Below are 13,427 nucleotides of genomic sequence, written 5' to 3'. Positions count from 1 at the left end.
TTTAAGTCAAAACGCCTCGAAAATTCGAGGCGTTTTTGTTATTGTTTTTTATAAGGATTTTTGCTGCGTCTGGTTTCATCTTTTTCTTCTAAAAGTTTACCGTTTTTATAAGTTTTCCAAATCCCATGACGGTAATCATTTTTATACTGTCCTTCTATAACTAAATTTCCTTTTTCGTCGTAAGACTTATATAAACCATGCAATTTATTTTCCAAATAGTTGTATTCTCTAATTAAGATACCATCACCAGAAAACCATTGTGATAGTCCATCTAATTTTCCGTTTTTATAGTTTGCCTTTTCTGCTAAATTTCCGTTTAGATAATAGGTCGTTCTTAATCCGTTTAATTCGCCTTTATCATTATAGAATTCAGATGTCATTAATTGGTCACTATTTTTATGATAATACGTCCATTTACCCACGTAAGTTTTACCTCGCATTGTCCCTTCACTAACTTTTTTTCCTGTTGATGTGTAAAATACAACTTGCGCTAAATCTGAATCTTTAGTAAAACTTCTGGTTGCTGCTAATACTGCTTTATTTTCTAAGTTTTGGTAAAATTTAAAAATACCAACTTCTTTACCATGGTCAAATTGACCTTCGTACCTTAGTACTTCTGTACCTTCAAAATTTTTCTTCCATTTTCCATGACGTTTACCATTACTATCAAACTGATTAAACTGTTGTCCTAGCATTGCTGTTGCAGATAATGTAAAGATGAAAAAAGTTAATATGTATTTCATTTTTAATATTGTTTCGCTTTCGCGGAAATTGAATTAAACTTATGAGTTGTTAACGAGCTAAAGCCTGTTTTGTTATAACAAAAAAGCTGCCAAATTTAATTTATTTTTTTGACAGCTTTAATTTTTGAAATTATAAATACTATTTACGTTTCTTTCTTTGTTGCTCTTGCATTTGTTTTTGCTTTTCTGCCTGCTCCATCATTTCTTTCATCTTTCTTTGAAATTTACTTTCCTTTTTAGGCTGCGCTTTTTTCACTTGGATGTTAGCATGGATTTTGTCTTCATCTAAAATAAAATTCTTGATGACTAATAAGATACCAATACTAATTAAGTTTGAAATAAAGTAGTATAAACTTAAACCAGATGCGTATTGGTTAAAGAAAATAAGCATCATAATGGGTGCAAAGTAAATCATGTACTTCATCATTTTTGCCATATCAGGCATACCTTCTTGTTGTGGCGCAGACATTTGGTTTTGTCCCGTTGTTAATTTCATATAGAAGAAAATAGCAATTGCTGCCAAAATCGGGAATAAACTTACGTGATCACCATATAATGGAATATTAAAAGGTAATTCTGCTACAACATCATACGATGATAAATCGTCTGCCCATAAAAACTTTTTCTGTCTTAAAGCAAATGCTGTTGGGAAAAACATAAACAACGCGTAAAACACTGGCATTTGGATTAATGCTGGTAAACAACCTGCAAGTGGACTAGCGCCTGCTTTGTTTTGTAGCGCCATAGTTTCTTGCTGTGCTTTTAACTTATTGTCTTTGTATTTTTCACGAATAGCATCTAATTCTGGCTTTAAAATTTTCATTTTCATTTGTGATAAATACTGCTTGTATTGCACAAATGACATGGCTAATTTGATTAAAACCGTCATTACAATAATTGCTATCCCGTAAGGTAAGAAACTACTTAAACCGCTAAATAATGGTATGAATAAAAACTTGTTAATCCATCCAAAAATTCCCCATCCAAATGGTATACTTTCTACAATATTTCCTTCGTATTGTTTAAGTATTTGACTATCTGTTGGACCGTAATATAATTTTAAATTACTGTTTAGGTTTGCTCCGCTTAACGGTAAATCTAATTTTGTAGAAAATTGCTTTGTGTAAATAGAATCTACTTCTTCGTCTTCTACAAGATTTTTAGATCGTAATGCAACATTATTAAATGGTTGATCTGCTACTAGAATTGTGCTAAAAAAATGTTGTCTGTAACTTAACCATTCTAACTCGTCTACAGTTTCATCATCATCACTCATTTGTGATAATTTATCTACATCACCATCGTTTTGATAAGTTAAACGTGTGTATCTATTCTCGTAAGAGATACTTTGATCGTGTCTATATAATTTTTGAGACCAATCTAAAGTTATTGGGTTAGATGTATTAATATCTGTCTCTATACCTTGAGATTTTATGGTAAAATCTACCATATACTCGTTTGGTTTAATTACGTATTGGTACTCTAAAAACTTATTTTGAGCAGTTTTTAGCTTCATAGATACAATAGTATTGGCTCCACTTTTTGTAACTGTTGGTTGGAAGTATAAATCTTTAGTATTTAAGGTACGGTTATCTGTTGTTTGAAATTGAAGATTAAATACTGAATTACCGTCTTTTACTATGTAAATTGGAACAGAATCAAAGTCTACAAATTGTTTTAATCTTACTTCTGAAAGATGTCCTCCTTTTGTATTAAATTTTAAATCTAAAACTTCGTTTTGAACATTAATTTCTTTTTCTGAAGATGTTGCTGTAGCTACAGAATAAGCAAATGCACCAATTTTAGATTGTAATGCAGCTACTTGAGCAGAGTCTGTTGCTGAAGTAAAATCTTCTGTAGTGACTACTTTTGTGTCTTCTTTTTCGGCTTCGGCTTTTTTCTGAGCATCTATTTTTACTTGCTTCTCTGCCTCTTGCGCTTTTAATTCCTCTTCAGATGGTGCATTTTGCCACATCATGAATAATAAAATTCCGAAAATTAAAATAAATCCAATTATCGAATTAATGTCTAGTTTTTTTTCTTCCATTCTGTTCTTCAGTTTAAGACCTGCCAAATTTAATAAAATCTAGCAGGTCTAAAATTTTGGTCAAATATACGACCACTTTTTATTTTAATGTCAAAGTGACATTATTTTGTCTTATGATGTTTTAAACTGGCTTTTACAAATGCCACAAATAATGGATGTGGATTAGCTACTGTACTTTTATATTCTGGATGATATTGTACTCCAACAAACCAAGGATGACTTGGATTTTCTACAATTTCTACCAATTTAGTTTCTGGATTATAACCTGTAGTTTTTAATCCTGCAGCTTCTATTTGATCTTTGTAATCGCTGTTAAACTCGTATCTATGTCTATGACGCTCTTTAATATCTTGTGATTGATATACTTTATAGGCAATAGAATCTTTTTCTATATGACAATCCCATGCACCAAGACGCATTGTTCCGCCCATATTTGTAATCGTTTTTTGGTCTTCCATGATATCGATTACAGGATTTTTGGTGTTTGGATCCATCTCAGTAGAATTAGCGTCTTTTAACCCTAAAACATTACGACAATATTCTATGACTGCCATTTGCATACCTAAACAAATTCCTAAAAACGGAATGTTGTTTTCTCTTACAAATTTAATGGCGTATATTTTACCTTCTATACCACGTTCTCCAAAACCTGGAGCCACAAGTACACCATCAAGATGCGCTAATTTCATCTTAATGTTATCTTCATTTAAATATTCTGAGTGTACAGATTCTACATTTACTTTAACTTCATTTTCTGCTCCTGCATGAATAAAAGCTTCTAAAATAGATTTGTAAGAATCTTGTAACTCTACATACTTACCGATTAGCCCAATTGTTATTTCTGACTTTGGATTTTTGTGTAACTCTAAAAACTTATTCCATTTTGTTAAATCTGGCGTATCGCTTTTTAATGCTAATTTTTTAAGCACTACTTTATCTAAACCTTGTTCTAACATTAAGTTTGGTACATCGTAAATTGTAGATGCATCTATAGATTGAATAATCGCCTCTTCACGTACATTACAGAATAATGCTAACTTACGTCTTAAATCACTAGGTAATTCGTGCTCTGTACGACAAACTAAAATATCTGCTTGTACACCGCTTTCCATTAGTGTTTTTACACTATGCTGTGTTGGTTTTGTTTTAAGCTCGCCTGCAGCAGATAAAAACGGAATTAACGTTAAATGAATAACTATAGCATTATCTTCTCCTAAGTCCCATTTTAATTGTCTTACTGCTTCTACATACGGTAAAGACTCTATATCACCAACGGTTCCGCCTATTTCTGTAATTACAATATCGTAATCTCCAGAGTTACCTAAAATTTGAATACGATGTTTAATTTCGTCTGTAATATGCGGTATCACTTGTACTGTTTTACCCAAAAATTCGCCACGACGTTCGCGCTCTATCACACTTTGATAAATACGACCAGTAGTTACATTGTTTGCTTGGCTTGTTGGCACGTTTAAAAAACGCTCGTAATGTCCAAGATCTAAATCGGTCTCTGCACCATCATCGGTTACATAGCATTCGCCATGTTCGTATGGATTTAAAGTTCCTGGATCTACGTTAATGTATGGATCTAATTTTTGAATGGTTGTCTTGTAACCTTGCGCCTGAAGTAACTTGGCTAGAGACGCTGCTATAATTCCTTTTCCTAATGAAGAAGTTACGCCTCCGGTTACGAATATGTACTTAGTTTTAGTTGTCATGTTGCGTTGTTAACGCGGGCAAATTTACAATTTTTAGTTGGAAATTAGGGATGATTTTGGGTTTTATTTTTAACTCAAATTCTATTATTTAGAATAACGCTTTTGTATCTCACGAACAATATATTCTAACCCATTTACTTTTAAAGTGTAAACAGTTTCTAACATTTGTCCTAATTTATTTTTTGGAAATCCTTTATTATGGTACCATACCACATAATGTTCTGGCAAGTCTATTAAGTATCTGTCTTTATACTTACCAAATGGCATTTTAGTATGTGCCAATTTTATAAGAAAGTCTTTGTCTGGCTCTAGCACTAAGATTTAGATTTAAATTTTTCTAAAGCTTTTAATTGTTTAGCAACTTCTTTTTGCCAATTTAATTGTGCTTCTTTATTTATAGAATTATCTGTTTGCTTATCGTAAGTGTCTTGAAATTCAGCTAATTCTTTATTAATTTCTTGATGTAAATCGTTTAACTTTTCGTTTAAATCTAAAGTAGGTTTTAACGTCGTAATACGTTTTCTAAATTTTCTTGCATGAAGCTCGGTGATATCAAAATGAAGCTGTTCATGTTTTAAAATATGATCGTCTACCATTTCTTTTTTACACCATGAATGCTCTGGATAAAAATGAGCCTTTACTAGAGTTTTAAAACTATGTACTTTTTGAGGTGTTTTATTTATTGAATAACTAAATGTTAATCCTGATGCTGTAATAGCTACAGCATCTGTTTCTTGATTTGGTTTACCCTTAAAATCTTCCCAAGTTAATTTGTAGTTCTCTGTCCAGGATAGCTCTTGGATTGTGTCACTTTTAAACACAAAAAACAAACTAAATATAAAAAGAAATCTAAGCATAAAAAACTAACGTACAGTATTTTAAAATATTATTCTGCTATTTCAACTATTTTTAAATCTTGATATTTTAAAATATAAATAGCATCGTTATAATAACCTCCAAATAATTTTTTCTTGTAAGAGAATTTATTTTCAACATAGGTAGTTAAACCTGCAGAAATCACAGAATTATATAAGTCTTCTGAAGTGACTAATCTTAACACAACATCCATTGTAATATCAAAACCTCTTACTGCATATGTGTTAGGTAATTCGTTAAATTGATTTTTATAACGTTTAGCAAAACTATTGTTTTCATCTTCATTAAAAGACTTATTAATATCTGCATAAGTAAATTGTAGGTTTGATAAGTGTGTATTTCTTACTTCTTCGTCCTCAAAAGCTCTGTCTTTTTTGGTTGTAGTTAAAATAATTTTTGTTTGATTGTTAATTTTAGAATTTAAAATACTTGCAACATTAGAGATAAATCCAGGATTGTCTGTTTCTAAAAACACAATGTTTTGACCTGGTTTTAATACACTAACAACATCTTGATCTAACACATAAAAAGCATCTTTACCGCTTTTGCGTTCTTTTCTTGAAGATAGTACTGATGCACGACTAAAAATAGTTTTTAATTTGTCGCTTACAGATTTATGTTTTGAATCTGAAATTATCACAAAATGCGCTGTTGAGTCTTTTTGAAAATGATTAATTACTGCATCTTCAATCATTTTTTCAGATGGTCTAGTTTGAAATACATTTTCACCTAAATCTACTGTTTTTGTTAATGGTGAAACCACTGCAACATTATCACTTTTTAATCTTGAAGCTACAGTATTAAAAAGCTTTGGCATTAATGGACCAATTACTACATCTGTATCTGAAAAATTATTGCTACTTAATATAGATGCTACTTTACTTTCTCTATTTTGTGTATCATAAACATCTACTTTTAAGTTTACGCCTAAATCTTTTAAAGAGTCTAAAGCTACTTTTACACCAGAATAAAAGTCTAAAGATACACTTAAGTATCTATCTTCTTTTATTTGTTTTTTGGTATCGTAAATAGAATCTGTATTGACTTTATGTAAACCAAAAGGTAGCATTACTGCAACAGTCTTTGTAGATCTATCTTTAGTTACATTTGTTAAGTTTACTTCTTCTAAGTTGGATTTAGTTTCGCTAACTACACCTTCTATCGTAGAATTTTCTGCTTTAAAAGGGATTTTTAAAACCATACCTTCTTTTAAACCAGACGCTTCTAATTCTGGATTAAGTTTTTCAAGTTGTTCTTGAGTTAAACCTGTTTTTAATTTAATACGATAAAAACCTTCTTTTGGTAAAACTGTGTAATAGCTATACTTTTCGTCTACCTCTTTAATGGTTTCTTCATCTTTATTTGGAACGTTAACAACATCTCCTGGTTGTAAAACGTCTTTCATGTTTGGGTTTAAATCTTCAAGTTCTTGAACAGTGATTCCATATTTATAAGCAATTCTCCATTTTCCTTCTTTTGGCTGAACTGTGTACGTAGTTAAAGGTGATTTAGCTTGAACAACTGTAGTTTCTATTTTGTACTCAGGAATTTTAATTTTATCGCCTTTACGAAGATTATTAGCATACAATTCTGGATTATGCTTTTTAATATCTTCTTGCGTTACATCATATTCTTTAGATAAGCTATAAAGTGTTTCTTTACGCTTTACTTTATGAGTTTTAAATCCTAATAACGTTTTTGTTTGTGTAGTCGTTGTTTCTGGTTGTTTTACTATTACACCAGGTTTAGGAATTATTAATACTGAACTAACTTGCAACTCTTGTCTAGCATCTGGATTTAAAGACATAATCGCAGATTTAGATACGTTGTATTGTTTTGCTATTTTTTCTAGAGTTTCGCCTGCTTGAACTTTATGTGTAGTATAATTTTGCGCATTAATTGTTGCACCACAAAAGATTAATAAAAGTCCTAAAATGTATAGTGTTTTCTTCATATTTTATTATACGTTCAAAAGTACGTTAGCGGTTGTAATGACTACTATATTTACTAAAATAGCTTAGTATTAATACCTTCTAAAATCACTCAAATAAGAGTGTTTTTATTCCCATTCAATAGTTGCTGGCGGTTTACTGCTTATATCGTAAACTACTCTATTAACGCCTTTTACTTTATTTATTATATCGTTACTTGTTTTTTGTAAAAATTCATAAGGTAAATTTACCCAATCTGCTGTCATACCATCTGTACTTTCTACAGCGCGTAATGCGACGCATTTTTCGTAAGTACGCTCATCTCCCATTACTCCTACGCTGTTTACAGGTAATAATATTGCTCCTGCTTGCCATACTTTATCGTATAATCCTGCTTCTTTTAATCCATTTATAAAAACAGCATCTACTTCTTGTAATATACGAACTTTTTCTGCTGTGATATCACCTAAAATTCTAATGGCTAATCCTGGACCTGGAAATGGATGACGACCTAATAAATTTTTATCCATACCCATTGATGCGCCAACGCGTCTAACTTCGTCTTTAAATAATGCTTTTAATGGTTCTACAATTTTAAGTTTCATAAAATCTGGTAATCCACCAACGTTATGATGACTTTTTATTGTTGCACTTGGTCCGCCAGTTGCACTAACACTTTCTATCACATCTGGATAAATCGTACCTTGTGCTAACCATTTTACATCTTCTATTAAATGCGCTTCGTCGTCAAAAACTTCTATAAACACTCGTCCTATAGCTTTACGTTTTTTCTCAGGATCGCTTTCATCTTTTAAGGCTTCCAAAAAGCGTGCCGAAGCATCTACACCTTTTACATTTAAGCCCATTCCTTTATATTGGTCTAATACGTCTTCAAATTCGTTTTTACGTAAAAGTCCATTATTAACAAATATGCAATATAAGTTTTTGCCTATTGCTTTATGTAATAGCATTGCTGCTACAGAAGAATCTACTCCACCAGATAATCCTAAAACCACTTTGTCTTGTTTTAGCTGTGCTTTTAAGCTATCTACTGTTTCTTCTACAAAAGCATTTGGTGTCCAATCTGGATTTACCTTTGCTATTTTTACTAAGAAATTTTCAAGTAATAATTTTCCGTCTGTTGAATGATAAACTTCTGGATGAAATTGTATTGCAAAAGTTGTTTCGTCTTCTATTTTGTATGCTGCATTTTGTACATCGTGTGTACTTGCTAGTAATACGCCTTTTTCTGGTAACACTTTAATTGTGTCACTATGGCTCATCCATACTTGACTACCAACGTGTATACCTTCTAAAAATGTTTCGTTTTCTTCTACAAAACTTAGTTTGGCTCTTCCGTACTCGCGCGTATTGGATTCGGCTACTTCGCCACCAGAAAAATGAGCTAAGTATTGTGCGCCGTAACAAACTGCTAGCAATGGTTTTTTACCACGTATACCTGATAAATCTGGATGTAACGCTTGGTCTGATCTTACAGACATTGGGCTACCAGATAAAATCACTGCTTTGTAGTCTTCTAAGTTGTTTGGAATTTTGTTAAATGGGTGTATTTCGGAATAGATGTTAAGTTCTCTAACTCTGCGCGCAATTAGTTGTGTGTATTGCGATCCGAAATCTAATATAAGTACTTTGTCGTGTTGCATGCACAAAAATAATAATTGCGTTGAAAATTACTATTTATGTGGTGTGAAATTTCTACTTATTTTTTAACAAAACTATCAACTAAAGCATAGATTCTAATATTGCTTTTATATCTTCTTCTGAAGTATCTGGATTTATAAAGCAGAAACGTGAGACGGTTTCAAAAGTATCTCCCGATTTCCATTTTGTTGGAGTTACTAAAGCAAATCCTTTGTTGTGATTATCAAAAGTCCAATTACGATAATCTTCTGCTTGCCAACCTTTTCTTCTATACAACACACATGATAAACTAGGATCTCTTACCAATTCTACATGCTTATAATCTTCAATCATTTTACCTGCAATGTTAGCTAATTCGATACCACGTTCTACAGCTTGTTTATATCTATCTGTACCGTGTGTTGCCAAGCTAAACCAAAGTGGCAAACCTCTAACACGACGTGTTAATTGGATTTGATAATCTGTTGGATTAAATCCATGCGCGCCTTCATCTTTAAAAATATCTAAATAAGATCCTTCTTGCGCATGTGCTTTTTTTGCTAATTCTGGTTGTTTATAAATAACTGCACCACAATCGTAAGGAGAAAACATCCATTTATGCGGATCTATTGTAATACTATCTGCTCGTTCTATACCATTAAATAAATGTCTAACTGAGTCTGCTACTAATGCGCCGCCACCATAAGCCGCATCTACATGAAACCATAAGTGCTCTTTATTGCATACTTTGGCTATTCCGTTAAGATCGTCTATTATTCCTGCATTTGTTGTTCCTCCTGTTGCAACAACTGCAAACAAACGTTGTCTTTGATGTGCTGTTAAACTATTTATTGTGTTTTGTAAAGCCTCACCTTGTAACTTATCTTCGGTATCTACCAATAACACATCTACATCAACAACTTTTGCCATAGCTTTTATTGAAGAATGCGCGCCGATAGATGTGATAATTAATCCTTTTTCGTTTTGATTTTTTTGGTCTAAACTACGCCAATATTCTCGAGCTGTGACTATTGCCGACAAGTTTGCAGCTGTACCGCCACTTGTAAACACACCAAATGCGCCTTGTGGTAATCCTGTTAAAGATACAATCCACTTCATTGCTTCGTTTTCGCAAAAAATTCCGCCTGCACCTTCCATCCAATATGCACCATGTATACTTGATGCAGATGTTACTAAATCAAACATTACTGCTGCTCTTGTTGGTGATGCTGGTACAAATGCTAAATGACGCGGATGATCTATTTTTACATTAGCGTGCATTAAATGTTTTTTCCACAAGTTAAAAGCATTTTCGCCACCAATTCCTTCTTTTGTTACGGTATCTCCTACTAATGCTTTTAAAGTTTCGGCTTTCTGTGGTTTACCAATAACATCATCTGTTTTTGATATTCTATCGATTGTATATTTCATGACGTCAAGCGTCATTTCAATTAAATCTATATCTATTTTATGCATGATTATCTTCTAATTGTAAAATTAAAAACTGAGCGTTTAACGGTTCTAAGTTTTGAATTAATTGCTTAATTAATTTATCGCCATATTCTAAATAAAACTGAGAAAAATTCACACTTCGCTCTTGTAAACTTTGATTAGGAAATAATTGATTTTGCAAATCTGTAATACGCTCTATATGATCTTTTAACTTTCTTTTTTGTGCGGTAAGCAAACGTTTTTCTAGATGTTCTAAACCTTTAATTTGTTTACGTCTTTGCGCATCTACTGCGCCTAAAAAAGATTTATCTGTTTGTTCTGCTATTTGATATAATGCTTCAAACTGCTTTTTTAGGTGTTTAATTTGAGGCGAAAAATCTATATCGATATTAGAAATTTCTCTTACACGTTTGTTTATAAATGTGTCTCTTTTTAAAAATAGTGTTTGAGTAGAAATATTAAGTTTTTCTAATTTTTTGACTTGTTGTTTTGTCTTTAACAACACCGAGTTTCTTAACAGTAAGATTGGAAAAGCGACATTATTTTGAGCAAAATTTTCTTTTAACTGAAACCAATAGGCCAACTCGCCGCCACCACCAATGTAACATAAGTTTGGTAAAATTACTTCTTGATATAATGGTCTTAAAATAACATTAGGACTAAATCGTTCTGGGTAATTATTTACTTCTTCTTCTAATTGTGCTTTTGTCCAAGTTATTTTGGTATTTAATACGCTATACGTATTGTCTTCAAAAACTATTCGTTCTCTTAAATTATCATTGATATAGAATAAGTTTATTTCTCTTGGATTGACCTGTATTTTATAATCTTGAGATGTTTGCTCTAATTCTAAATTGGTTTTAGAAACTGTTTTATATGACGTTTGTTCAAATAATTCTTTTTTTACAAATGGCGCAAAACACTGTTTTAAATCTTTATGATTTGCGTCTATAATTACCAATCCTGTATCTTTAAATAATTGGTTGGCTAAATACAATGTTGATTGCGCTAAATTGTCATGTTCTAAATATGCCGTTTTAAACCATTGACGTAATGTGTCTGCATTTTTACCTAAACCTAATTCTTGAGAAAACACATTAAAAACATCTTCTAAACCGTTTGTATGCAATTCTCCAACTGGTCCTGCAGCACTTTTATTCCATCGTAATTTTTTTCCGTTGAAATTGAAATAATTTATTTCTTCAAAATCATGATCTTCGGTTGCCATCCAATAGACAGGAACAAAATTATATTCTGGATAAGTTGCTTTTAGATTTTTTGTAAGATTTATTGTTGAAATAATCTTATATAAAAAATACAAAGGACCTGTAAATAAATTAAGCTGATGTCCTGTAGTTATTGTAAAAGTATTTGGATTACGTAATGCTTCTATGTTATTTAATGTCTGTAATGACACATCATGAGACTTATATTGCTTAACAAGAGTTTCAGCTAAAATTGTTCTAGTTTTTGTGTCAAACTCGGTTTGCTTGTCTTTAATTTGCTGTTTAAAGTTTTCTAATTTTGGAAACCTATTGTAAAAGGATTTAAGCTGATCACTTTCAGCTAAATAATCTAGAATAAGTTTTGAAAAATAACCTGTGTCTTTAAACGGTAAACAGTCTGTTGGCATAAACGTAATATTGTCTTACAAATATAAGACACTAATCGCTATATAGTGTCTTAAAATTAACATAAAACATCTTTACAAATTTTGATAAAATACGTATATTTATAGGTAACTATTTTACTTTTTAATGCTATGAAAACTACTATATTCTCTACAAAAAACACACTAATTCTTCTTTGCTTTACTCTATTTTATGTTAGCGCTTTTGCTCAAAAATTAATTGAGTTTAGAGGTAAAGTTTTAGACGCAGACTCTAACAACAAATTAGCTCTAGCAGATTTAACTTTAAGCAATTCTAACATTAGTACTATTACTAATAAAGAAGGTGAATTTTTACTAAAAATACCAGAAAATCAAGCTTCGGAAACTTTAATTGTTTCATTTTTAGGCTACAAAAAACTAGAAATAAAAATTAGTGAATTACCTAAAGAAAACGCAAAAATCTATCTACAACCAGCTGCTACAGTGTTAGCTTCAGTAGATATCATCGCGCCTAAAGACGCAAAAAGTTTAGTTTTAAAAACCTTAAAAACAAGAGGCGATAATTATATAAATGATAATATTTATATGACAGGTTTTTATCGTGAAACTATAAAAAAGCGAAACAGAAATGCATCTCTTGCCGAAGCGTTAGTATCCATAGAAAAACAACCTTATTTATCTTCAAAAACAGATCGTGTAACTTTAATAAAATCTAGAAAACAAACAAATTATGAGCGCTTAGATACACTTGCTCTAAAATTACAAGGCGGACCATTTGGAACTTTATACACAGATGTAATAAAGTATCCTGAATACATTTTTAATGACGATAATATTAACGATTACGATTTTACTTTTGAACGTTCAACTGAAAAAAATAATCGCTTAGTTTATGTTGTAAATTTTAAACAAAAACCGTTTTTTTCTCAACCAATGTATTACGGTAAACTATTTATAGACGCTCAAACTTTTGCTTTAACTCATGCAGATTATCATTTAAATGTTGAAAACGAAACTGAAGCTGCTAGTTATTTTGTAAAGAAAAAACCAAGAAAAGCAGAAGTAATTCCTACCGAAGCAAACTATAAAGTAAATTACAGAGTTAAAAACGGAAAATGGTACTATAGCTACAGTAATATTTTGCTAACTTTTAAAGTAAAATGGAAAACTAAATGGTTTAACAGTAAATACACACTTAATAGCGAAATGGCTATTACAGATTGGAATTTAGATAACAACACTATAAGTTCTAATGAAAATAAAAGATTAAGACCATCTAGTATCCTTCAAGATGAAGTTTCTGGTTTTACAGACCCAGAGTTTTGGGGCGAATATAATATTATTGAACCCGAAAAATCTATTGAAAGCGCCATTAGAAAAATTAGTAGGCACTTAGACAAGTCTTAA

Annotated in this window: 10 protein-coding genes; 1 reads left to right on the top strand and 9 read right to left on the bottom strand. The window is 31.3% G+C overall.

From position 1 onward, the window contains the following. Positions 1 to 38: 38 nt before the first annotated feature. The 9 genes from IFB02_RS09910 to bshC form a co-directional block, all read right to left on the bottom strand. Complete coding sequence (locus IFB02_RS09910; RefSeq protein WP_191072709.1) at positions 39 to 743, bottom strand: toxin-antitoxin system YwqK family antitoxin; 705 nt, start codon at positions 741 to 743, stop codon at positions 39 to 41. 139 nt (positions 744 to 882) lie between these two features. Continuing rightward, complete coding sequence (gene yidC, locus IFB02_RS09905; RefSeq protein WP_191072708.1) at positions 883 to 2,790, bottom strand: membrane protein insertase YidC; 1,908 nt, start codon at positions 2,788 to 2,790, stop codon at positions 883 to 885. Between the two features lie 101 nt (positions 2,791 to 2,891). Continuing rightward, positions 2,892 to 4,508, bottom strand: a complete 1,617-nt coding sequence (locus IFB02_RS09900; RefSeq protein ID WP_106687214.1) for a CTP synthase — start codon at positions 4,506 to 4,508, stop codon at positions 2,892 to 2,894. A gap of 84 nt (positions 4,509 to 4,592) precedes the next feature. Then, the gene (locus IFB02_RS09895; RefSeq protein ID WP_106687213.1) at positions 4,593 to 4,823 is read right to left on the bottom strand and encodes a DUF3820 family protein; all 231 of its coding nucleotides are present in this window, start codon (positions 4,821 to 4,823) and stop codon (positions 4,593 to 4,595) included. Beyond that, positions 4,823 to 5,365, bottom strand: coding sequence for a DUF922 domain-containing protein (locus IFB02_RS09890; protein ID WP_191072707.1), 543 nt, complete (start codon positions 5,363 to 5,365; stop codon positions 4,823 to 4,825). The genes IFB02_RS09895 and IFB02_RS09890 overlap by 1 nt, the downstream gene beginning before the upstream one ends. Positions 5,366 to 5,394: 29 nt before the next feature. Next, positions 5,395 to 7,338: a LysM peptidoglycan-binding domain-containing protein gene (locus IFB02_RS09885; protein ID WP_191072706.1), complete on the bottom strand. Its 1,944-nt coding sequence runs from the start codon at positions 7,336 to 7,338 to the stop codon at positions 5,395 to 5,397. Between the two features lie 105 nt (positions 7,339 to 7,443). Next, the gene (guaA, locus tag IFB02_RS09880) at positions 7,444 to 8,979 is read right to left on the bottom strand and encodes a glutamine-hydrolyzing GMP synthase (RefSeq protein ID WP_106687210.1); all 1,536 of its coding nucleotides are present in this window, start codon (positions 8,977 to 8,979) and stop codon (positions 7,444 to 7,446) included. Positions 8,980 to 9,058: 79 nt separating this feature from the next. Then, complete coding sequence (locus IFB02_RS09875; RefSeq protein WP_106687209.1) at positions 9,059 to 10,432, bottom strand: pyridoxal phosphate-dependent decarboxylase family protein; 1,374 nt, start codon at positions 10,430 to 10,432, stop codon at positions 9,059 to 9,061. Next, positions 10,425 to 12,041 carry a bacillithiol biosynthesis cysteine-adding enzyme BshC gene (bshC, locus tag IFB02_RS09870; protein WP_106687208.1) on the bottom strand — a complete coding sequence of 539 codons (1,617 nt, stop codon included), beginning with the start codon at positions 12,039 to 12,041 and terminating at the stop codon, positions 10,425 to 10,427. The genes IFB02_RS09875 and bshC overlap by 8 nt, the downstream gene beginning before the upstream one ends. A 129-nt stretch (positions 12,042 to 12,170) precedes the next feature. On the opposite strand from bshC, the gene IFB02_RS09865 reads away from it, so the two are divergent. Continuing rightward, positions 12,171 to 13,427 (top strand): carboxypeptidase-like regulatory domain-containing protein, encoded by a 1,257-nt coding sequence (locus IFB02_RS09865; protein WP_106687207.1) that lies wholly within the window; start codon positions 12,171 to 12,173, stop codon positions 13,425 to 13,427.

The sequence above is a fragment of the Mesoflavibacter profundi genome (assembly GCF_014764305.1).
Classification (GTDB): domain Bacteria; phylum Bacteroidota; class Bacteroidia; order Flavobacteriales; family Flavobacteriaceae; genus Mesoflavibacter; species Mesoflavibacter profundi.
Note: the sequence above shows the minus strand (reverse complement) of the source record. Positions and strands in the feature narration are given on the sequence as shown.